This is a genomic window from Rhodococcus sp. 24CO (genome assembly GCF_050586165.1).
Classification (GTDB): Bacteria; Actinomycetota; Actinomycetes; order Mycobacteriales; family Mycobacteriaceae; genus Rhodococcus_F.
The window spans coordinates 323,084-345,965 of record NZ_JAZFNF010000004.1 but is presented as its reverse complement, the minus strand read 5'-3'; the positions used below and the strand labels follow the sequence as shown (position 1 = coordinate 345,965).

Here is a 22,882-nt window from a genome sequence, read left to right as displayed (position 1 = left end):
CCGACAACAACAGGGATCACACTATCGTGCGCTCACAGGCATCTTCATCAGACCCACCGATTGTGATGCCCATCAGCACTATTGGGCGGTGTGCAGCGGGATAGACATGGCGATACCGTCGAGGATGTCATGCTCGCTGACCACCAGTTCGGTGATTCCCGCTTTGTCCTCGAATGCCCGCGCGAGGATGGTGGTGACGATCGCTCCGCCGCCGATCACGTCGACTCGTCCGGGATGCATGGGCCCGAATTTCGCTCGTTCGGCGCGTGGCATCGCGGTGAGGCGATCACACACGTCGATCAACTGGCCGAACGAGATTCGGGACAGGTGCACCTTGTCCGCGTCGTAGTCCGGCAGATCCTGTGCGATTGCCGAGAGCGTGGTCATGGTTCCCGCGACACCGACCAAGGTGCGTGCTTTCTCGATGGGAACAACCGAGAATGCCTCGGCAAGCTTGGCAGACGCGAACTCTGTTGCCTCGGAAACCTGTTCAGCGGTTGGCGGGTCGGAATGCAAGCACCGTTCTGTCACCCGCACACAGCCGATATCGGTGGAATACGCAGCCTGAACACCAGCAGAGTCGCCGAGAACCAGCTCGGTGGAACCGCCGCCGAGGTCGACCACCACAAACGGACCCTCGGACGGATCAAGCTCTCCCACAGCACCACTGAAGGAGAGTCGCGCTTCCTCGTCGCCGGAGATCACCTCGGCGCCCGCACCGGGAATCACGCTGCCCAGCACTTCGCGCGTCATCGCGAAGAAGTCGTCGCGGTTGGAAGCATCGCGCGTCGCAGATGTGGCAACCATCCGAACGGCGCTCGCTCCGGATTCGGCGATCATGCCCGCATACTCGACCAGTGCAACACGCGTGCGTTCGATGGCTTCGGGAGCCAAAGTTCCTGTTGCGTCAACACCTTGACCGAGACGGACAACCCGCATTTCGCGGCAGACGTCGGTCAATCGCCCGTCTGCACCGACATCCGCGATCAGCAGACGGATCGAATTGGTGCCGCAGTCGACGGCGGCAACGCGACCCCTCACTTCTCGGGATCTACCGCGTCGTCGATGCCCGGCCAGTCAGCGGGGATGGCGGTGCCGCGCAACTTGCCCTTCCCGGCCAGAGCCACCGACTCGTCGCCGAGCGGATTGACGCCAGGACCCTTGGCCAGTGAATGCGCCATCAGAACATGCAGGCACTTGACGCGATCCGGCATCCCGCCGCCGGCGAAGTCCGTACCGAGGGATTCGATGGCGTCACGCTCAGCAAGATACGACTCGTAGGCGCGGCGGTACGCGGCAGCCAACTCGGGATCCTGTGTCAGGCGCTCGGTCATCTCACGCATCACACCGGCAGATTCCTGACGGCTGGCCTCTGCGGTCAGCCTGGGGTCTGTCAAGTAGTAGAGCGTCGGGAAAGGCGTTCCGTCAGGAAGTTTGGGAGCTGTCTTGACCACGCCTGGTGTGCCGTCGGGACTGCGGTATGCAATCTCGAGCACTCCGCGCGGCTCACGGCCCAACTGAGCTGCGACGGCGTCAAGATCTGCCTGCGCGACGTGAGGGGAATTTTCGGACGGCTTGCTCACCCGGTGGGTACTCCTTGTTCTTCTGACTGCTCTGTCGGCATCACCGGCATCGGCGCCGGCGTTGCCTTCGTCTCGGGAACCACTGGTGGCTCCGAAATCGTTTGCCACAGATCGCGATACCACGGACCTGTCAGCGGGGCTTCTTCAACTTGCTTCTTCTCGGGTTCTTGATAGTCACCGGGAAGCTGTACCTGGAACGGCGTTTCGCCAGGCTTGACGTACCGAAGGCGTTCCCGTGCAAGGGCTTCGATGTAGGCGGGATCATCGAAACGCGCATTCTGCTGGCGGAGCGCGTCAACTTCCTCTTGAAGTACGCGTCGTTCGGCAGCGATCTGAGCGGCATCGGAACGCTGAGAGATGTACGTGCGCAACGGCACCGCCAACGTCAACGCGAGCATCAGAACAACCATCGCGAGAATGACCGCCCGGCTGGTCGAGAGCCCGAAGACCGTGTTGTCGGAACTGGGCAGCCTCGACCAGAATTTACGCGTCGACGCCGTCGTTGCCTTGACCCCGGTCGACGCTGCTTCCGTCGACTCGGCTTCCGTACCGCGTGCCCGGCGGGTGCTGCCGGGTTTGGTGCGACGAGCAGTGTCTGCGCGCCCGGAACCACGACCCCCCGGACTTCCGCCGGGGGATCGTGGTTTACCGCGTTGTGCAGACACTGCTGATACCTAAATGTGTTGCTCAGGCCTCGAACGCGAAGCGCGGGAATGCAACCTCGCCGGCGTAACGAGCGGCATCACCGAGGTTCTCCTCGATGCGCAGCAACTGGTTGTACTTGGCGACGCGCTCGCTTCGAGCCGGCGCACCCGTCTTGATCTGGCCGCTGCCGACGGCAACTGCGAGGTCCGCGATGGTGGTGTCCTCGGTCTCGCCGGACCGGTGGCTCATCATCGTCTTGTAGCCGTTGCGGTGAGCGAGGTCGACTGCGTCGAGGGTCTCGGTCAGCGTGCCGATCTGGTTGACCTTGACCAGCAGTGCGTTTGCCGCGCCCTTGACGATGCCCTCTTCGAGGCGCTCGGGGTTGGTGACGAACAGGTCGTCGCCGACGAGCTGAACCTTGTTGCCGATCTGGTCGGTGAGTGCAACCCAGCCGTCCCAGTCGTCTTCGTCGAGCGGATCCTCGATGGAGACGAGCGGGTAGGCGTCGATGAGCTCGGCGTAGAACGCCGCCATCTCGGCTGCCGTGCGGTTCTTGCCCTCGAACTTGTAGCCGGTGCCGTCGGTGTAGAACTCGGTGGCTGCAACGTCGAGCGCGAGCGCGACATCGGTACCCAGCTTGAGGCCGGTCTTGTTCACGGCGATCGTGATGAGGTCGAGAGCTTCCTTGGTGCCGGCAACGTCAGGCGCGAAGCCGCCTTCGTCTCCGAGGCCCGTGGACAGGCCCTTCTCCTTCAGGACGGACTTGAGGGAGTGGTAAACCTCGGCACCCCAGCGCAGGGATTCCTTGAAGCTCGGTGCACCGATCGGAGCAACCATGAACTCCTGCACATCGACGCCGGTGTCGGCGTGAGCGCCACCGTTGAGGATGTTCATCATCGGGACGGGCAGGACGTGGGCGTTGGGGCCACCGACGTAGCGGAACAGCTCCAGGCCCGAAGACTCCGCTGCGGCGCGGGCAACTGCCAGCGACGCGCCGAGGAGTGCGTTGGCGCCGAGGCGAGACTTGTCCGGGGTGCCGTCTGCGTCGAGCAGCGCCTGGTCGACGGTGCGCTGTTCGGTGGCGTCGATGCCGATGATTGCGGGCGCGATCTCGCCGAGGACTGCCTCGACTGCCTTCTCGACACCCTTTCCGCCGTAGCGAGCGCCACCATCGCGCAACTCGACGGCTTCGTGCTCACCGGTGGATGCGCCGGAGGGCACTGCGGCCCGGGCGAAACTTCCGTCGTCGAGCAAAACCTCAACTTCAACCGTGGGGTTGCCACGGGAATCAAGGATCTCGCGAGCTCCGACCTGCTCAATACTGGCCACTGTGTGGTTCTCCTTCGATGGGCTTCGCATTGGGGCACACTCCGCGTGCGTGGACATTGGGACACACACTGCGTGCATGGGCATTGGACCACGATCGTGCCGGGGCCCGCGTAGTGCCAGCACACAGCCTAACCGCAGCGCGCGAAGGCTTCTTTATCGACGCGCACACACCGGCCTGAACTGCGGTCATGAGCACTCACGCCGGCCGAGTTCCCACCGAGTATGCCGACGCTCGATCGCGCACTAGCGCGAGGTAGTCACCGGACAGGTTGTACGCCATCAGAGCCTGCTGCCAACCGGCCGCGGTGCTCAGGTCTCCCCCGCGGGCACACAGATACCGCGCCGCAGTGAGCGCGGCGTCGTCGATATTGTCGGGATCGACGCGACCGTCACCATTGGCGTCGACGCCCCACTTCAGCCAGGTTTCCGGGATGAACTGCATCGGGCCCATCGCTCGATCGTGTACGGAATCTCCGTCCATGGTGCCGCCATCGGTGTCGGGGATCTCGGCTACGCCAGGCCCACCGTCGAGTGGAATGCCTCGAATGATCGGACTGACCTGACCCACGGCGTCGACCGCTGAGCCGTCGTACGTTCCGTGACGGCTTTCGACGCTCCCGATCCCCGCGAGTGTTGTCCACCCGATCCCGCAACCAGGCAATGTCTCAGCCATCACGGCGGCGGCGTACCCGTAGGCCGCAAGCGCAGTCGTGCCGATTCCGACGTCACCACTCAGTCCGGCGGCCCAATCAGCGAGTTGATCTGCACTGCGGCCGGGTGCGTTGATGTCGATCGGCGGTGTCGGCGAGCCGACACCCGGCGGGATTCCTTCGGGAATCGCAATCTTCGGTTCGTCGGATCCACACGCTGCAATACCCACTCCGGCAAGCACCGTTCCGGCAGCTATCGCGGCGACGACGCGCACGACGCGCCGGGGTCTCGAGGTCTTGGCAGTGGTTCGGTACACCCCTCCATCATCCACACGAGTCGACTGAACACCCGAATACAAGGGTAAAGAGAAGCAAAAGACCTGGTCAGGGTGTGGATACCAGCTACAAGGTGGAGTATCTTCATCGGAGTTAAGGCTGTCCTACTTTTGGCCGATTCCGTGAAGCGGCCCAGCTTCCTCCGGTTAAGGAGCATCCGTGTCCGTGTCGGTACTCGCTGCGTCGAGCAGTCCGTCAGTTGCCACGCAGCTATTCGGCAGCGGCCTGATCGGGCTCCGTGAAGGCCTCGAAGCCGGCATCGTCGTCATGATCCTGGCCGCATACCTCGTCAAGGCACAGCGGCGGGACGCACTGAAGTGGGTGTGGCTCGGAGTTGTCGCCGCGGTCGCGATGGTGGCGATCATCTTCCTTGCCATCCACTACGGAACATCCACCGTCGACGGCCTTACTGCGGAAGTCATCGCCGGAATTGCGTCACTGATCGCCGTGGTGATCGTGACGGCGATGGTCCTGTGGATGCGAACCGCGGCAAAGAACATCTCCGGCGACCTCAAGGCCGGGATGGAAAAGGCCCTCGTTGCCGGACCGATCGCAATCCTGACGCTGGCGTTCTTTGCTGTCGGCCGCGAAGGCGTCGAGACGGCGCTGCTGATGGTCGGGTACGCCGAGAACACCGCAGGCAGTTCATGGCCACTCATCGGATTGCTGCTCGGAATTCTTGTGGCCGCCATCCTGACCGTCGCCATGTACTTCGGGGCACTACGTCTCAATCTCACGACGTTTTTCCGCTACACCGCGATTTTCCTTATCGTCGTGGCCGCCGGAATCCTCTCCTACGGCGTTCGCGCCCTGCAGATCGGCAACGTCCTGCCCGGAGCCGAAAACATCGCCTTCAACCTCACACCGGGCTACGACCCCTCCACTTGGTACGGAACCGTCCTCGCCGGCATCTTCAACTTCCGTCCCGACCCGACGGTTCTGCAGGCGACCGCGTGGGTCGTGTATCTCGTCGTCGTACTGGCGCTCTTCCTGCGCCCGCAATCGTCACCGGCGCCTGCCACCGCTGCATCGCCCACAACTTCGTCCGAACCCACAGAATCCTGAAAGGCACCTTCTACGATGCGCAAATCCACTCTCGTGCTCGCGACGGCCGCGGTACTCCCCTTCTCCCTTGCCGCGTGCACCGAGAAGTCGACGGCAAGCGACGGCGACATCATCGTCACTGCCACCGATGATTCGTGCGACGTCAGTGCCACCACAGCCACGACGGGTAAGTCGACGTTCCAGGTCACGAACAACGGCACGAAGGTCACCGAGTTCTACGTCTTTGCCGAGGGTGACCGCGCGATGGGCGAGGTCGAGAACATCGGCCCCGGTCTGACGCGTCAGCTCATCGTCTCCCTCCCCGAGGCCGCGACCTACCAGCTTGCATGCAAGCCGGGCATGGTGGGAACCGGAATCCGCCAGGACCTGGTCGTCACCGGCGATTCGCAGGCAGCCACCGACGAGAGCGGCCAGCTCGCTGAAGCAGCAGACGGATACCGCCGGTACATCCGCAGCCAGATCGTTGCACTTCAGGACACCGCCGCGCAGTTCGTCGCAGCCGTTCAGGCCGGCGACGTCGAACAGGCGAAGGCACTCTTCCCGGTCACTCGCACGTACTACGAGCGCATCGAACCCGAGGCCGAGAGCTTCGGTGAGCTTGATCCCAAGCTCGACTTGCGCGAGGCAGACCTCGAACCCGGCCAGGTCTGGACCGGCTTCCACCGCCTCGAGAAGGACCTGTGGGTCACCGGTCTGCAGCCCGACACCAATGCCGTCGCAGATCAACTGCTCGTCGACATCGAGTACTTGGCCGATCAGGTGAACGCCCAGGACTACTCGATCGATCCGACCAAGATCGCCGGCGACGCGCAGGGGCTGCTCGACGAGATCTCGACCTCCAAGATCACCGGCGAAGAAGACATCTTCTCGCACACCGACCTGTGGGACTTCCAGGCAAACGTCGACGGCTCCCAGGCCGCGATCGCCGCCCTGAACCCGATTCTGCAGGAACGCAATCCGGAACTCGCCCAGCGCATCTCGGATCGATTTACCGACCTCGACGCAGCGCTCGCGCAGTTCCGCGTCGGCGACGGATTTGTCTTCTACGACACCGTCACCGAAGCTCAGCGCCAGGAACTCTCACGTAAGATCGACGCTCTGTCCGCAGAGGTCAGCCAGGTTCAGGAAGTAGTTGCGGGGCAGTGATGACTGATTCACCAGAGGGCACATCCAGCCCGGAAAATCCGACACCGCAAGGGCTCTCACGGCGCAAACTGTTCGGCGCCGTGGGAGCGGGCGTTGCCCTCGCTGGTGCCGGTGCTGTTGTCGGACGGGTCACCGCCGACGACAGTTCCAGCGCCGACCACTCCAACGTGGTGGCTTTCCGCGGTGATCATCAGGCCGGCATCACAACACCCGCCCAGGATCGCATGCACTTCGTCGCGTTCGACGTGACGACGACATCCCGCGAAGAACTGATCGCTTTGTTGCAGACCTGGACCACCATGGCCGAGCGAATGACCAAGGGTGAGGAAGCAACCGAGGACGGTGCAAGCGGCGACGGTCCGTATGCACCGCCGAGCGATACCGGTGAGGCCCTCGACCTTGTTGCCTCACAACTGACGCTCACCATCGGTTTCGGACCGTCACTGTTCGACGACCGTTTCGGACTGGCCGACAAGAAACCTGCTGCGCTACTCGACCTTCCGCATTTTCGGGCTGATAACCTCGATCCGGCGCGTAGTGGCGGCGACATCGCAATCCAGGCGTGCGCCAACGATCCGCAGGTCGCGGTTCATGCCATTCGCAACCTCGCGCGCGTTGCCTTCGGAACGGCATCGGTCAAATGGTCGCAGCTAGGATTCGGACGAACATCCTCGACGTCCACGACACAACAAACTCCGCGAAACCTGTTCGGCTTCAAGGACGGAACCGCCAACATCAAGGCGGAGGATCCAACGCTACTGAGCGAACACGTCTGGGTCGACGGCGCCGACGATCAGGAATGGATGGCGGGGGGATCATTTCTGGTCGCCCGCCGCATCCGGATGCTGATCGAGCAATGGGATCGAACAGTCCTCAAGGAACAGGAAGCCGTCATCGGGAGGTCGAAGCGCAGCGGCGCTCCGCTCGGCGGAAAGGACGAGTTCGACGAACTCGATCTGGACTCGAAGGAAGGGCACGACTTCGTCATTCCCGAGGACGCGCATGTCCGTCTGGCGTCTTCCGAAGAACTGGGCGGAATCCAAATCCTGCGGCGCGGATACAACTTCACCGATGGATCCGACGGGCTCGGCCACCTCGACGCCGGCTTGTTCTTTGTTGCCTACTGCCGGAACCCCGTCGAGCAGTTTGTTCCGATGCAGCAAAACCTCTCCCGGCACGACGCGCTGAACGAATACATCCAACACGTCGGTTCTGCCGTCTTCGCTTGCCCCGGCGGGCTTTCAGGTGAAAGTTATTGGGGATCTCAACTTTTCACATAGGCGGTCGATTCGACACCCGTCCACATCGCTATCTCCTCATGGAAGCGCCGCACCGAGTACTTGCCATACGTATTCGACCTGACAATACTCACGCGGTCGATCTCCTGAATGCACTCTGCAATCGCCTCCCACCGGTCATCGTGGAAATGCAGCCCGTCGACGCCATGCGTCACAGTCTCCGCAGCACCTCCCATGCTGTTCGTAATCAGTCGGGCGCCGGCAGCCATGGCCTCCACCGGCATGATCCCGAAGTCCTCGATAGGCGGAAACACGTACGCGAGCGCGCGCTGGTACAAGGCGAAGAGCAAAGCGTCCGACGGTCGATGAATAATCCGCACCGGCACGGACGCTTCGGCAGCCATTGAACGAAGTCGTTCCTCCTCCGGCCCCGACCCGGCAATGACAGCCGCGACGCCGGCTTTCTCGGCGGCACGGATCACCCAGTCAAGCCGCTTGTACGGAATAAACCTCGATGCACCCAAAACGAACACAGATGGCATGCTGAAAAGTAACTGAAGTTCATCCGGTGATAATTTCAACCTCCAGTCGTCAACAGCGACAATTCGATCGACATCAACCGGCGGATGAATGACCTTGGAATTCACGCCCCAAGCGCGTTCGATTCGTTTGCTGACAAAGTCACTGTTGGCCGCGAAAGACGCACCTTCGGAGGCGCGCTTACGATCAATTCGCCGCAACATCGGCGACGCCATCCGCGCCGAGAGTGAATTACCGCGCTCGTCCAATTCCGGATTCCACACATAACGGGCAGGCGTGTGAACATAAACGAACTTGCGTAATTCCGGGGACGCTCCAGCGAATGTTGCGTGGTGAGCAAAGAGATGAGAACTGATCAAAGCGAAATCGTAGTCACGATTTTCGAGGCCACGCCACGTGAACGGCATCGCCGGAAGTGCCATCGCTTTCCTGCCGCGTAGAGGCGTCCCAGCCAACACACTCTCGCGGACATTTGTCGCCGGATATCGATCCGGAGCGTCGTTCCAGAGGCAGTACACGTCCGCATCCGGGTAGCAATTGACAAACTCGTCGAGAACCTTCTCCGCTCCCCCAGAACGTTCGATCCATTCATGGACCAGAACACCAGCCATTTCGGACTCCAGTACGCGTCAATTGTGCGATTTGATACTTTGCGCCCGTAAAAGCGCGCTCAAACAAACCGATGGTATGTTTACTAGCAACATACAGGCAACCACAATCCGGCGGCTGCCCTCCTCACGGTGAGGTCGGCAACAGCGCGTCAATATTTCAAATTCTGCAGCCAACAACACGGAGTGATCACCATCGAGACTCAATTGGCCACATGGTTCGGCCCGACGGAGGCACCACTGCTCGGATTCATCCATGTTCCGACATCGGGCATTGCGCGCGAAGCGGTCGTATTGTGTTCCCCCGTCGGCAAAGAGCACATCGACACGTACCGCGGGATGCGACTTCTGGCCGACGAACTGGCCGCCCGAGGAATAGTCGCGTTTCGCTTCGACTACGAAGGTGTCGGCGATTCGTCGGGCAATGAGGATGCGCCCGACGCGATGAGCCGATGGCGCAGCAGCATCGTCAGCGCAGTTGATTTCGTCCGTCAGTGCGGTACCCAATCCGTCAGCGTCGTCGGTTTACGAGTCGGTGCACTGTTGGCCGCCTCGGCTCTCGAGGGCTGCGGGACAATCAATTCGGTGGTCCTTTGGGATCCGGTTGTCAACGGGCGCAATTTCATCCGGGAGCAACGAGCGTTCTACTCCATCAGCGTAGGAGAGGACGATCCCACCGACCCGCGCGTATCGATCATGGGTGGCGCGCTGGCACCCGAATGCGCCGACGAACTCAGCCATACCCAATTGAAATACCCATTCCCGGGAAACCCGCAGATCCTCCTTGCCGTCCGGTCCTCGATGAAGGACAGCGGCGCGATCACCCGCCTGACTTCCGAGCTGCAGCCTGATGTGCTGACACTGGAGAATCACGAGGCATTCACTTCGCCGCCGAGCTTCTACGTCGATATCCCGTACCGCCACATCGACGAGATCGCCGGATGGATCGACCGACATGCACCGACGACGATGCATACCGTCAGCCCCACAATCGAACTCACTGCGCGAGTAGCGGTGACGGCGACGGGTGACGACGTCTACGAGTCGCTCGAACGAGTCGGCGCGGATCAACTGTTCGCAATCCGGACCCATCCCGCAACTTCGGTCACACACACCGCCGTCGACGCCTCGGCTACCTCTTTCGGAAAACCCGAGCGCGGCATGGTTTTCTTCACAACTGCGATCGAGCATCGCATCGGACCCGGCAGATCTTGGGTACACATTGCACGCGATGCCGCCGAGCACTCCGTTACCAGCTTGCGGTTCGACCGACGTGGAGTCGGAGACACCGGACATATCGATGCAAACAATCCAACGTCTGTGTATTCAAGGGCCGCAGACGAAGACGCGCTGACAGCAGTTGCGGCTCTCGGCGCTGCACCTGAGAACGTCATACTCGCGGGATTGTGCTCGGGTGGATGGACGGCGGCGTCGGTGGCCCTGAGACTTGGTGCTCGGTCGATAATTCTTGTGAATACCATCTTGTGGTCGACGCGCAGGAAGCGGTCGCTCACCGATGCGGTACTGCCCGAATCTCCGAAGATCATTTCGGGCGCCGACACCACCAAACCTCCCCTGCGTGCGGTGATCAAGGCGCAACTTCAATCTCGTCTTCCGTATTTTGCATGGAAGCTGCTGGGGCACAGGGGCATAACTCAAGTTCCCGAAGTCTTGCTGGACGCATTGCATAGGCGTGACGTCCCTACGAAAGCAATTCTCTCCCCTGCTGACGCCGAGTGGTTCCGTCATCAGCGAGGAGACGAGGGCATTGCGCGAATGACTCGACGTGGGTATGAGTTCGACGCTGTCATGGCAGAGGTCGGCGATCACCCGTCGTACCATCGTGACCTTCGCAGCATCATCCGCAGAGAATCAATGTCGGTGGTGGCGAAGCAATTCGGAAGAGCCGCAACACAACCGATCTACAGCCCTCCACCGAAGCGATCAACCGTGTGAACCCTGTGATCATGGCGCTCGGCGCGGTGGCGGCAGCCCCGGTGGCGCTTGCCCTCTATCGTCGGCCGCAGCGTGGACTCCTCCTCCTCGCGCTTTTTGCGCCACTTCACGGACTACTGGCGATCATCCCGAGTGGGCAATCGTTGGCAGGCTGGAAGGAAGGGCTCATTTTGCTCACGCTGTTGAGCACCTTTGTCAGCCCCAATCGTCACCGTGTCGTGCATCCGTCGATGCCATGGTGGCCTGCCGCCATTGCCTGGGTAGTACTCGGGTCGGCGTCTGCCCTCATCCTGTCCGGAATCGGCGGGCTGGGTTCGATCAAGATCACGTACTTCTACGCTCTGATCCCGGTCATCCTCTGGAGAGCGCCCTTCACACGATCGGACCGAGATCATCTCGTCACGATTTTGATGGGGATGGGCATTCTCACCTCCGTGATCGGTCTGCTCCAGCAACTCGTCGGGCCGGAGTATCTGGTCGAACTCGGTTACAGCTACACCGAACAGATCAGAATCACCGGTTCTCTGCTGCGCAGTTTCAGCACGTTCACCGGACCATTCGCGTTTGCTCTGTTCGTCAGCCTCAGCCTGATTGTCGGCATCTCTGTCAGCCTTGCTGATCCGAAGCGCTTGCGGAACATCATCTTTCTCGCCTCAACTCCGATCATGATTGCCGGGATGGGCGTTTCGATCGTGCGCGCCAGCTACATCGCTTTTGCTGTGGGTCTCTTCTGCTTGGCGATCTACCGCTACCGCTCGTTACTGGTCGTCTTCGCCGGCATTGCCGTTGTAGTTCCGGTTGCGCTACTGCTCGCGCCGTCGTCGATCGTCGCTCCGTTGTTCTCGTCGTACAGCCTCGCGGAACGTGGCAACGGTTGGTCGTCCACGATCAGTTCGCTGTACGTCCATCCGCTCGGCCAGGGACTCGGCGCCACCGGATCTGCAGCGGCGAAAGCCGCTGAAACCGCTCACCCGATGCTGGACACACTGACTATCAAGGCAGCAACCACGCTGGGATTGATTCCGTATCAACCCGACAACTACTACATGAAAGTCGCGGTCGAACTCGGCCCGATCGGGGTGTGGATCTTTCTCCTGCTCCTGGTCTCGGCGGCGGTCACCGCACTTCGAAGTTCTCGGATACTTCGGGGACAGGACAGCGCGTTCGCCTTGGGTGTCAGTGCGTCCGTCATCGCCGCGGCCTGTGCATCGGTGTTTGCCACTTACTTCGAGATTTTCCCTCTCGACCTCTATTTCTGGTTACTGATTGGAACTGTGGGATGCGCATTGAGTCAACACCACTCAGACGAACACACGACGTCCGTTCGGAGATCACCTTCGGAGCAATGGCCCTGCGCCCCGGCGGAGGAGGCGTACAAACCTACGCTCGTGAAATCCTGAAAGAGATCGCCTTGCAGGTCGACGGATCGGTGAAGTTGAGCGCGGCAATCCAAAGCGATGCCGTCGCCGAGATTCCGTCGTCGCTCAGCGCGATCGAGCGACCGGTCGTCGCCGGCGCCCGTAGGGCGGCCTGGGCAATGGTTCCTATCGCCGGGTCAGCTTTGTACCACAGCCTCGACGTGGATCTGCCGATCAGGCAAGCGGGCGTTACGGTCTCGACGTTTCACGATATGTCGGTATTCGATGTCCCGTGGGCATTCAGCAAGTTTCGGGCGGCCGGTGAACGGCAACTACTCTCACGAGCCCTACGCAAAGCGGACGTGCTCATCGCGGTGTCCGACTTCACGGCCGAACGAATCAAGTCTTTCAGTGGTCGAGCGGCAGTGGTCACCCCGTTGGCACCCGCACCGTGGGCAGTCGTGCCCACCCCTGCTGCAGTCGCAGACGTCCGGGTTCGACTCAATTTGCCCGAGAGGTTCGTGCTTCAAGTCGGAACGATCGAACCCCGTAAGGACGTCGCGCTCGTTGCCGAGGCCTGCTCAGAACTTTCTATTCCGTTTGTGCTCGCGGGTGCCGGCTCTCGCGGACCTTCCGCACCCAGTTCTGCGATAGGACTCGGATACGTTGCAACAGAGGACCTCCCCGCACTGTATTCCGCAGCCACAGTCGTTGCCTACGCCTCACACTACGAAGGTTTCGGACTACCGCCACTCGAGGCCATGGCCTGTGGCAGTGCGGTAGTCGCCAGCGCAGTCGGCGGCCTTCCCGATTTTGCCGGCGAAGCCGCGATACTGGTGAAGACCCATGACAAGAATTCGTGGGTGCGTGCTTTGCGCTCAGCGATCGACGATCACGAATGCAACTTGGCCCTGCGGACCGCCGCACCCCACGTCGCATCACGACTCACCTGGGCACGAACTGCCGAACTCACCGTCGGCGCATACCGATCCGCTGGATTGAGTGTCTGAATTGCGCTTCATGACAAACCGCCGCGAAACGGACAGCGAGTACGTATCGCAGCGAGAATTCGCGGAACTGAAAAGAGCCGCACTCGAGACGTTCGAACAGGGACGGCGCGAACGAGAAACCAAGATCCACGAACCGTCGACGCCTGAATTGACCGCGAGCGCAGCCCGCCGCAGCACCGTCATCATGCTGGGGAGCAGGGTCGCTGTAGCAACGATGGGCTGGATCGGCTCCGTCCTGATCGCTCGCGCCATCAGCCCAGAGCAGTTCGGACAGTTCTCGTTGATCTTCGGCCTGCTCGGATTGTTGTCCGTCATCACCGATCTCGGAGTCGGTCGAGTCGTCCTTGCGAAACTGGTCGAAAGTAATCCTTGGGAAATATCGCTGGTCACCACAGCCTTTATTTCGCTGCGCGTCGCCCTGGGGCTACTCGGATACATCCTTGCTGTTGGCTACGTCTGGTTGTTGAGTTATCCAACGGAGGTCATTCAAGCGACAGCCGTTGCCGGTCTCGTCGTTGTTGTCGCGACGCCGAGCCACGCACTGTCCGTGATGTATCAAAGCCGGCTCAAGATGACGTACGTGGCAGTCGCCGAAGGAGTCGGACAACTTGCTCAACTGATCGCGACCATCGCGGCGGTGCTATGGCAGCCCATCCTGATCGTCTTCGTAATTCCGGCAGTGGTCAACGAAGTGGTTGCCGCCGTAATCAAGATTCGAGGTGTTCGCCAAGGAATCGCCGGTCCGCTCCCGGCGTCGCGTGCTCAATTTCGGCGATGGAAGGAAATGCTGGTCGAAGCAATCCCGCTGAGCATCGGATTTGCTTTCATCACACTACTTTCCCGCGTCGACGTACTCATGCTCGGACAACTCGATTCTTTCGAGTCTGTCGGGTTGTACAGCATCGGATACAAGTTCGCGGATCTCCTCCAGATCGTCGCGATCACCATCGTCACGCCCGTGACGACTCTCCTTGTGTCGTCCTGGCCCGACAAACTCGACGCATTCCGGGAACGAAGCCGAGAAGCATTCATTGTCCTGACTGTCCTCGGGGGTGCATCCATTGCTGCTTTCTGGCCGGCAGCGGCAGAGGTTCTTTCATTGCTGTACGGCGAGAGATTCACCGTTGCAGCCACTTCGACACGACTGTTGGTACTCGGCGCGTGCTTCTCGATGTTGACACAACTCGGCCTGATGATGCTGGTTGCCAGTGGACGGCATCGGACGTATCCGTGGGTCGCTCTCGGCGGTCTGAGCGTCAATGTTGTTCTCAACTTCGTCCTGATCCCCCGCTTGTCGTTCAACGGCGCTGCGCTGGCAACGGTACTGACCGAAATACTTCTGTTCGTTGCGATTTGGACGGTCATTTTTCGGACACTTCCAGCGCGCAAACTGTTTCCGGCAGTCCCGTTCATCGCAACGTCCGTCGTGGGCGCATTGGCCGCGGTAACGGGAACCCTCGGTGTCGAACGTTTCGACATTCCGTGGCCGATCGTCGCCATCGTCGCACCTGTCATCGTCATCGGGATCTTCGTAGTACTCCCGATTTCCGACGGGAAACCCCTGTTGTCACTCATCAAACCCGGTGGAGAATCCGCATGACTCGAACGTTGATCTTCGTCAGCCATACCGGTGAAGTATCCGGAGCCGAACTCGTCATGATCCAAGTGATGTCACTTGCACGAGACCGCGGGTCCACGGTGATATTGGCTTGCCCGAAAGGGCCACTGCGCGAACGCGTCACCGGTATCTGTGAAGTTGTCGAACTGCCTGCCCTCGGACTCAAGGGAGAGGGCGGCGTCCGTCGAATTCTCGGTATCGCCACAGTGGCGAAGAACTGGCGGATCGCCGGACGCGTCATCGCCGCCCGCGCGCTGGCCGAGAACGCCAAAGTTATTGTCAACTCGCTGTTTGCCTTGCCCGCAATCAGGCTCGGCCGTGTGCGAGGCGGCGCGACCTGGCTCATCCACGACACTCTGTCCAGCACCAAACAGAACATCGTCGTACGGATTGCGAGGCCATCGATCCGACGCGCTGTTGCCGTGTCCGGACCCACCGCAATACCGGTACGCGCACTCGGCATTCCCACGAGTGTCGCGAGACTCGGCGTAGCGGTGCCTGCCGAAGCTGCGAAAATTCAGTCCCCCGCCGGGCGCATCGTGGGAATCATCGGATCCATCACTCCGTGGAAGGGCCATACCGTTCTGCTGGACGCCGTTGCCCGAACACCCGATGTGCATCTCGAGATCGGCGGCGTCCCGTTCCCTGGAGACGAACCGTATGCCGAAGCACTGCAACAACGGTCTAACGAGCCGGATCTGCTGGGGCGCGTGAAATTCCTCGGATATGTCGATTCACTGGCCACACTGAGGAATTGGGACCTCGCCATCTCGGCCAGCACGTCGCCTGAAGCCAGCCCCTTGGTGGTTCTCGAAGCGATGAGCGTCGGAATTGCAGTCATCGGAACCGATCACGGTGGAACCAGCGAGTTATTGGCGGGTGGCGCCGGTTCGCTCGTTCCGGTCGACGACCCGACTCGCCTGGCCGCAGAAATCACCAGGCTTTTAGGCGACGAAAATGCGCGATCCGCTTTCGCACGTGCCGGACGAGAAAAGGTTGTCGACCGGTACGACATACAAAAGAATCTTCCGGCACTACTCGAGGAACTCGTCCATGACTAAATTGATTCGACTATCAGCAGCCGCGATCGTTCTCGTCGGAATGGGCGTTGTCGTGCACTCGTCAGTTCCCGCGTTAGGGCAACCATGTGCAACGGCTCCTCCGACAGACAACACCGGCATCGCTCTCGGATCCGGTTACACGTCATTGGACCAATCGGAAATGCAGCAGGTGGTCGAAGATATTCGATCGTCCGGCGCGCATTGGATCAGATTCGACTTCGACTGGTCGTATATCGAATCCACTCAGGGAACCTTCGACTGGTCCGGGACCGACAGATTGGTCGACACTGCGACAGATTCAGGACTCGAGGTGCTCGGCCTGATCACCTACACGCCGGAGTGGGCACGTGATACCTCCGTCGCCGAATCCGACAGCCATACCCGCCCCGCGGACCCGAATACTTTTGCCAACTTCGCAGGCCTTGCGGCGGAGCGCTACGCCGATTCTGTGTCTTCGTGGGAAATCTGGAACGAACCTAATCTGCGAGCCTTCTACAATCCGGTGCCCGACGTGACCTCTTACGCCGAACTGCTCACTGCGGCAAGTACCTCGATCAGAGAATCACAACCGAATGCGACAATTGTCTCCGGCGGACTGTCACCGGCGACGGACAACGGCACCGATATCAGCCCCACGACGTTTCTCGCCGACCTGTACGAGGCCGGGGCGGGACCGCAGTTCGACGTCGTCGGCATGCATCCGTACAGTTTTCCCGCGCTTCCCTCCGATTCGCTGACACAAAGCTGGAATGCGTTTTATCGAATGAGACTTATGCGCGACACCATGATCGAGAACGGCGACACGACAAAGTCGATCTGGGCAACGGAATTCGGTTCCCCTACCGGCGACGGCCCGGATGCCGTCACCGAGGCAGTCCAAGCCGAAATTCTCCAGGACGGACTGAACGAGGCTCGCGAACTGGGATTCATCGCGAAGGTATTTGTGTACAGCCTCCAGGACCGCGGTTCCGACACAAGCGATCGCGAACAAAATTTCGGGCTTCTGGACGTGAACTCCAATCCGAAGCCTGCAATGGACGTACTGATAGCTGCCAACAAAACCGGAGGCTGTATCTGAAATATTTCGCAACGTTAATCTGCAGTCGGCAAAAAACGGACAATACCAACCGGCGCATTTCCATCGACTTCACAAGCAGGCACAAGTACTGAAGAAAAAACCTGCCGCCTGCCAACCACCGGAAGAATTCGTGTAATTCTGATGCTCGTCGGATCAATCCGTGAAATACGGATTATCCGCTCTGTCAGATGCTCCGATTTCGCATTCCCGTGGAAGGAAGGTGGTCGACGTGCGTCGACTTCGATTACCACTCGTCTGTGCACTGCTACTGACGATCGGATCGTTAAGCGCCTGTGCACCCAAGCCTGTCACAACAACTACGACTGCCCCGCCCGCAACCTGCAGTTCTGTCGGTTTGGGTATCGCAGGCGGAGCGCCACTGAATTGGCTCTCACAAGCCGATCTGGACACCGAGTTGAGTGCTATGAAGAACGCAGGCACGACATGGCTTCGCTTCGACATCGACTGGTCTGCCGTCGAACCTACCAAGGGTCAACAGAATTGGGCAGCGACTGATCGTGTTGTCGATCGAGCGAGACTACAAGGATTGAGTCTCGTCGGCATCATCACCTACACGCCGGCATGGGCACGTGTGGCCGGAGCAACCGACACTCATGGTTACCCTTCTGACACCGCGGCTTTTGCCAAGTTCGCTCAACAAGCAGCGCAACGCTATTCAACGAGGATCAGCACTTGGGAGATCTGGAACGAGCCGAACCTCACACAGTTCTTCCGCCCGAAGCCCAACGTCAACACCTACGCAGCGATACTGAAGGCTGCATCAACCAGTATCCGAGCGGTCCAACCCGGAGCCAAGATCCTCAACGGCGGATTAGCGCCCGCGGTCGACAACGGCTCCGACATATCACCGGTCACCTATCTGAACGCCCTCTACAGCGCCGGAGCTAAATCGTACTTCGATGTGTTCTCCATCCACCCGTACAGTTGGCCTGCCTTGCCATCCGACGCATCCACCTCGAGTTGGAATACTTTCTACCGGATTCGTTTGATGCGCGACATCATGGTGAAGAATGGCGACACCGGAAAGAAGGTCTGGGCAACAGAATTCGGCGCTCCTACCGGATCGGGATCAACTGCTGTCACTCCGCAACTACAAGCCAGCATCATCTCCGACGGATTTGCGCAGGCGCAGGCACTCGGTTACATCGAACGCATATTCATCTACAGCATGCGTGATCGCGGAACCAATTCCCGAGACATCGAGCAGAATTTCGGTCTGGTGACAATCAACTACACGCCGAAACCTGCGCTGGACGCGGTCAAGAAGGCAGTCGGGGGTTGCAGCGCCCCCAAGATCTGATCCCGATACCCCTTATGTCAATCCGGCTGCTTGTCCGCACCCTCATGGCGTGGTGAGCCCACGCGCCGCACGGACTGCCCAGTGCGAGTATCACCGTTCTTTTTGGTGACCAATACAATTCGCTCGGTAGGTGCCTCGGAGTTGATGTCGTCGCCCTCGGCTGCGGCCTCAACTCCGTCGGGGGCACTTACCCCGTCCTGATCGGTTCGCGGTACTGCCGTTTCTGCACGAGCGGGTCGGGCATTCTTGCCGGCAGACGAAGGTAAGCGATTTCGTTCGATGGTCACCGTCTGTGCATCGATCAACTTCCCACGCTCACTGCGATCGGCAGATTTGATCAAATCAACTGAATGTTCTTGGCGCACAGGCGCAGGTGTCGCAAGGGATGCAGCCTCCGCCGGCGCCCCTGGTTTCGGGCCACTTGCCGGAGTCTGCGCATAAGGCGAGGTGTCCGGCACCGCCAATATCGTCGCAACCGATTCCTTCACCACAGGCCGTGGACTGACTGAAGGTGATGTGTCGTGTCGGCCCCGAAATCGTGACAACGTAATCAGTTCGATGAACGGTTCAGGCGCGGCTGGACCGACGAGCACCAGCGAGCGTGTGACGTCAACTTCTGCCAGCGCTCTGAGAGCATTGACGACGTCCTGCTGTTCCGCCTTCCGAGCCGAGACGAGCACAATGGCGAATTCCGTCCCACTCGAATCGATCTTGCTCCACCATTCCGATTTCAAGGGGTGGACAGCTATCCGGGATTGCAGGTTTTCCGGAACGTGCCACGAGTCGGTGTCGACTCCGTCCCCCACCAGCACGAGTACGTCGTCGCCCAAGCTCGCACGCTGACTCAGTGTGAGAGCAACATTCGACGGAATATCGGCGCCCGATGTGTGCTGTACGAGCAATGATGCACCAAACTTTCTGGAGGCACGCCGAGCCCACGCATCGGTAACCCGAGAACTGAAGCGTCCACGGCAAGCGACAAGAATTTCTGCCACCAGTATCAGGACAACCAGGAACACCACTGCTGCTTCTGCAAACGGTTTCGGGGCTACCGGTAGACCAGTCCCTGTCGGTGCCGACAACAGCTGTAACCGATCCGCTGTGGAGTCGGACGCACGGAGTTGCCTCAGTTGATCAAGCCTTGCATCCAAATCAGCTGAGGTCGTCGGATCTGCTATCGGCGTCTCGTCGTTGTCGATGCTCTCCTGACGGGCAGCCGCGAGTTGTGAGTTGAGCCGCGCAATGTCGTCAGTCAATGCTCTGGTGCGTAGTGCAAGAGTTTCTGCGTTGCGTTGAGCCTGCGCATCGCTCAGTATCTCGACTACGGTGCGGGCGAGACGGTCCGCCTCCTCCTGACTGGATCCAGTCGCCTTCACCAATACCAGTGCCGGCGAAGTGCCGGGAGTAACCGCGATGTGACTCGAAACATCAGATGCCGCCCAGCCGTTGTCCATCCGACTTTGAATACTGGCAACTACTGCGCTATCAGAAGACAAGGCGATATACGGCGCAACCAGTTGCCCCAGATTTGCATCGCTGACGACAACCTGGGCACCCGCTTGCACTTCCGCGACGATGTCCGATTCATAGACCGGCGACTCACTCCCCCGAGCGAAATACATCGCACCACCGGCGATCAACGCAATTATTAACGCAGGCAGCATCACCCGCGAGAGATTCCGAACGTGTGCTACCAGATCGAATGTCGGTGGTACGCCTAACTCACGACGAATCGCTGCGTCCCTAGCCCGGACATCTGACACGTCGAAACCTCCAATTCGGCCCTGCAGTTCAAGATCAACAAAGGAAACCGCAAGTTTGCTGAACAACCACAAACATACCCGAAGGACGGTAACCAGTTACCCAGCAGGCATCGAATTTTCGGTGACACCAGGGCAATACTCGACATTTCCGGCGCCGACGAGGTTGCCTGATCCGCTCGAGGACACGGACCCAGACCTGTTTTGCCCCTGGGCAATCCGCAATGCCGTAAATCCGACATATGACCCGAGTGGTTCACATCCATCAATATCGCGTGCATCGATGCAGGTATTGTCGGGCTATCAGAAAAATGTCGAAAGCCTCGAAAATCGTAGCCATCTCGGTGTCCGCGCTCGCCCTGACAACCATCGCAGGGTGGCCGCTCTACGTGTCCCCGAAGGTCGACGAACCTCAATCTGCCGACGCCGTCGTAGTACTCGGTGGCGCGCACGACGGCCGCGAAGAAGTGGGACTCGAACTGGTGCGACGTGGATACGCACCACGGATTATCTTCTCCAATCCCTACAGCGCCAACGACAAGAAGATGCAATCGATCTGTGACGGATCATTCGATTTTCCGGTCGATTGCTTTGTGCCTTCCCCCTCGACAACCGAAGGGGAAGGATTCGAAATCGAACGGCTTGCGCGCCTGAACGGTTGGAAAACTGTCATCGCCGTGACCTTTGTTCCCCATATTTCGCGCGCCCGATTCATTATTTCCCAGTGCTATTCGGGGGAGCTACTGATGGTCGCAAGTCGTCCCGACCTCTCCATCGGTACCTGGGCCTTCAATTACGTCTACCAAACAGCGGGATACCTCAAAAATCTGCGAGCCCGGTGCGCAGAGTCCCGTTTCAGCGCAGCTTTGTAAGTCGTGGCTAGTAGGCCCCGTCACTCCGGACTACTGCTGAAACCGTGCGAGCAATAATCGAAAGATCCTGCACCACAGACCAGTTCTCCACATACGAAGAATCGAGTCGAACCGATTCCTCCCATGACAGATCGCTTCGACCGCTGACCTGCCACAGACCGGTGATGCCTGGCTTCACGAACAGACGACGCGACACTTCGTCGTCGTACATCTCGACTTCGCGCCGCAATGGCGGACGCGGGCCGACCACACTCATCTCACCGCGAATGACGTTGAAGAACTGTGGAAGCTCGTCGATACTCAACCGACGTAGAATTTTGCCGACGGGAGTGATCCGCGGATCCTCACGCATTTTGAACAACACTCCGCCGGCGCCCTCGTTGTCACCCATCAGATCGACAACCTGTTGATCGGCACCCGCAACCATCGTTCGAAACTTGTACATGGGGAACGGTTTTCCGTTCAGTCCGATCCGTTCGGCCTTGTAGAACACCGTGCCCTTCGACGTGATCTTCACAGCCAGTGCAGCAGCAACCATCACCGGAGCAACAAGCAGAAGCATCGCAACCGAGAAGGCCTTGTCGAACGCCCCTGACGCCCAACCGTTCGCACCTTCGTATCGTGGACGCGCCACATGCATCAGTGGGATTCCTGCTACCGGCCGAATCATCAAGCGGGCCATGGACACATCTGCGATAACTGGCGAGACAACGAGGTCGATTCCTTCAGATTCCAAGTCCCACATCAACTTCCGAATTCCGACTTGACCGAGGTCCTCGGTTCCCGTAACGATCACGGTGTCGGCATTGCTCGCCCGCATCGCCTCGATTACTTCGAATTCATTGCCGAGCACGGGCACGCGTGCGCCGTCGACGACAATGTGGTCGTCGAGGGCGGTCGATCGTCGTGGAATGCACACGCCCACAACGTCGTACCCGGCTCCAGACTCTCGAACGAAGGATCGGGTGGTAGCAACCACGGACGCGTGACCACCGACCAGCAGGACCGAGTTGCGGCACAGACCCGCTGAGCGCTTCGCCTGAATGCGGCGGCGCCACAGGTAGCGACCAAACACCAGGGCCACCAACCCGAGCGGCAAAGCGATCATCAGATAGCTTCGCGCGATTTCGATCCCGAGAAGAATTCCCGCGAGTGCACCCAATCCGAAAACCTGGCCGGTGGCAAGGACCACCCTCTCGTACTCGTCGCGTCCGTCGCCCAGCATCGCTTGATGTCGACTGCGTCCGCGTGCAAGAACTGTCATCCACAGCGCGCCCAAAGCAATAGATGCAACCACCTTGAGCAGTGTCAGCCACTCGATCGGATTGGGCCACATACTTCCAACCTGCGCGAGCGCGATGACGAAGGTGACGATGACCGTATCTGTGATCGCTATCCTTCGCCTGTACGCCCGCCGCCAGTCAGTCCGCAGTTCTGCGTCCGCCTGCCGTATTGTCGGCGCGATCCCCACCTCAGCATGAACGCTCATGATCATCAGTCTTTCGTCTACATGCGGCGGCGCCGGCTACATCAAGGTCCGTAATGGTGGTCGCTGATCGTTAACCAACCCTGGAGCCAAGCACGGCAACACCCCGCCGGCTGCCGTACCTGGCCTCTCACAGTGCGGAAACGAATCGATGATCATTTGCCCAACATAACTGCCGCTCAGGCAGCTACCTCTTGAGAAAACAACCACAGGTAGCTCGTT

The 22,882-nt window shown here is 60.0% G+C and carries 19 protein-coding genes; 11 read left to right on the top strand and 8 right to left on the bottom strand.

Annotated features, from left to right (window positions below; all coding sequences use genetic code 11):
• Positions 1 to 78: 78 nt before the first annotated feature.
• The 5 genes from V2B23_RS11760 to V2B23_RS11740 all read right to left on the bottom strand — a co-directional run bounded on the left by V2B23_RS11760 (position 79) and on the right by V2B23_RS11740 (position 4,464).
• Positions 79 to 1,041 carry an exopolyphosphatase gene (locus tag V2B23_RS11760; RefSeq protein ID WP_430950496.1) on the bottom strand — a complete coding sequence of 321 codons (963 nt, stop codon included), beginning with the start codon at positions 1,039 to 1,041 and terminating at the stop codon, positions 79 to 81.
• A complete protein-coding gene (locus V2B23_RS11755) occupies positions 1,038 to 1,583 on the bottom strand; it encodes a DUF501 domain-containing protein (RefSeq protein WP_033234548.1) in 546 nt (181 codons plus the stop codon). The genes V2B23_RS11760 and V2B23_RS11755 overlap by 4 nt, the downstream gene beginning before the upstream one ends.
• Entirely contained in the window at positions 1,580 to 2,248 is a 669-nt protein-coding gene (locus V2B23_RS11750) for an FtsB family cell division protein (RefSeq protein ID WP_430950495.1), read from the bottom strand. The genes V2B23_RS11755 and V2B23_RS11750 overlap by 4 nt, the downstream gene beginning before the upstream one ends.
• A gap of 22 nt (positions 2,249 to 2,270) precedes the next feature.
• On the bottom strand, positions 2,271 to 3,557 hold the full coding sequence (eno, locus tag V2B23_RS11745) for a phosphopyruvate hydratase (protein WP_033234550.1): 1,287 nt from the start codon (positions 3,555 to 3,557) through the stop codon (positions 2,271 to 2,273).
• 196 nt (positions 3,558 to 3,753) lie between these two features.
• Positions 3,754 to 4,464, bottom strand: a complete 711-nt coding sequence (locus V2B23_RS11740; protein ID WP_430950701.1) for a lytic transglycosylase domain-containing protein — start codon at positions 4,462 to 4,464, stop codon at positions 3,754 to 3,756.
• A gap of 244 nt (positions 4,465 to 4,708) precedes the next feature.
• Here V2B23_RS11740 and efeU point away from each other — a divergent pair, with 244 nt between their 5' ends.
• The 3 genes from efeU to efeB are packed head-to-tail and all read left to right on the top strand — an operon-like array spanning position 4,709 to position 8,034.
• A complete protein-coding gene (gene efeU / locus V2B23_RS11735; protein ID WP_430950700.1) occupies positions 4,709 to 5,608 on the top strand; it encodes an iron uptake transporter permease EfeU in 900 nt (299 codons plus the stop codon).
• Positions 5,609 to 5,623: 15 nt separating this feature from the next.
• Positions 5,624 to 6,754, top strand: a complete 1,131-nt coding sequence (gene efeO, locus V2B23_RS11730; RefSeq protein ID WP_430950494.1) for an iron uptake system protein EfeO — start codon at positions 5,624 to 5,626, stop codon at positions 6,752 to 6,754.
• The gene (efeB, locus tag V2B23_RS11725) at positions 6,754 to 8,034 is read left to right on the top strand and encodes an iron uptake transporter deferrochelatase/peroxidase subunit (RefSeq protein WP_430950493.1); all 1,281 of its coding nucleotides are present in this window, start codon (positions 6,754 to 6,756) and stop codon (positions 8,032 to 8,034) included. The genes efeO and efeB overlap by 1 nt, the downstream gene beginning before the upstream one ends.
• On the opposite strand, the gene V2B23_RS11720 is transcribed toward efeB, so the two are convergent.
• The gene (locus tag V2B23_RS11720) at positions 8,019 to 9,143 is read right to left on the bottom strand and encodes a glycosyltransferase (protein ID WP_430950492.1); all 1,125 of its coding nucleotides are present in this window, start codon (positions 9,141 to 9,143) and stop codon (positions 8,019 to 8,021) included. The two genes, efeB and V2B23_RS11720, sit on opposite strands and share 16 nt — an antisense overlap.
• A gap of 183 nt (positions 9,144 to 9,326) precedes the next feature.
• Here V2B23_RS11720 and V2B23_RS11715 point away from each other — a divergent pair, with 183 nt between their 5' ends.
• The 7 genes from V2B23_RS11715 (at position 9,327) to V2B23_RS11685 (ending at position 18,542) form a co-directional block, all read left to right on the top strand.
• Positions 9,327 to 11,096 carry an alpha/beta hydrolase family protein gene (locus V2B23_RS11715; RefSeq protein ID WP_430950491.1) on the top strand — a complete coding sequence of 590 codons (1,770 nt, stop codon included), beginning with the start codon at positions 9,327 to 9,329 and terminating at the stop codon, positions 11,094 to 11,096.
• Positions 11,097 to 11,107: 11 nt separating this feature from the next.
• Positions 11,108 to 12,496: an O-antigen ligase family protein gene (locus tag V2B23_RS11710; protein WP_430950490.1), complete on the top strand. Its 1,389-nt coding sequence runs from the start codon at positions 11,108 to 11,110 to the stop codon at positions 12,494 to 12,496.
• Entirely contained in the window at positions 12,442 to 13,464 is a 1,023-nt protein-coding gene (locus V2B23_RS11705; protein WP_430950489.1) for a glycosyltransferase family 4 protein, read from the top strand. The genes V2B23_RS11710 and V2B23_RS11705 overlap by 55 nt, the downstream gene beginning before the upstream one ends.
• A gap of 10 nt (positions 13,465 to 13,474) precedes the next feature.
• On the top strand, positions 13,475 to 15,064 hold the full coding sequence (locus V2B23_RS11700; protein WP_092807353.1) for a flippase: 1,590 nt from the start codon (positions 13,475 to 13,477) through the stop codon (positions 15,062 to 15,064).
• Positions 15,061 to 16,143 (top strand): glycosyltransferase family 4 protein, encoded by a 1,083-nt coding sequence (locus V2B23_RS11695; protein WP_092807054.1) that lies wholly within the window; start codon positions 15,061 to 15,063, stop codon positions 16,141 to 16,143. The genes V2B23_RS11700 and V2B23_RS11695 overlap by 4 nt, the downstream gene beginning before the upstream one ends.
• On the top strand, positions 16,136 to 17,221 hold the full coding sequence (locus V2B23_RS11690) for a GH39 family glycosyl hydrolase (RefSeq protein ID WP_092807053.1): 1,086 nt from the start codon (positions 16,136 to 16,138) through the stop codon (positions 17,219 to 17,221). The genes V2B23_RS11695 and V2B23_RS11690 overlap by 8 nt, the downstream gene beginning before the upstream one ends.
• Before the next feature lie 160 nt (positions 17,222 to 17,381).
• Positions 17,382 to 18,542: a cellulase family glycosylhydrolase gene (locus V2B23_RS11685; RefSeq protein WP_430950488.1), complete on the top strand. Its 1,161-nt coding sequence runs from the start codon at positions 17,382 to 17,384 to the stop codon at positions 18,540 to 18,542.
• 17 nt (positions 18,543 to 18,559) lie between these two features.
• Here V2B23_RS11685 and V2B23_RS11680 read toward each other — a convergent pair whose 3' ends face one another.
• The gene (locus tag V2B23_RS11680; protein WP_430950487.1) at positions 18,560 to 20,305 is read right to left on the bottom strand and encodes a hypothetical protein; all 1,746 of its coding nucleotides are present in this window, start codon (positions 20,303 to 20,305) and stop codon (positions 18,560 to 18,562) included.
• A gap of 308 nt (positions 20,306 to 20,613) precedes the next feature.
• Between V2B23_RS11680 and V2B23_RS11675 the strand changes: the two genes are divergently transcribed.
• The gene (locus V2B23_RS11675; RefSeq protein WP_430950486.1) at positions 20,614 to 21,174 is read left to right on the top strand and encodes a YdcF family protein; all 561 of its coding nucleotides are present in this window, start codon (positions 20,614 to 20,616) and stop codon (positions 21,172 to 21,174) included.
• 7 nt (positions 21,175 to 21,181) lie between these two features.
• Here the strand turns inward: V2B23_RS11675 and V2B23_RS11670 are convergent, their stop codons facing one another.
• Positions 21,182 to 22,663: a sugar transferase gene (locus V2B23_RS11670; protein ID WP_430950485.1), complete on the bottom strand. Its 1,482-nt coding sequence runs from the start codon at positions 22,661 to 22,663 to the stop codon at positions 21,182 to 21,184.
• Between the last annotated feature and the right edge of the window lie 219 nt (positions 22,664 to 22,882).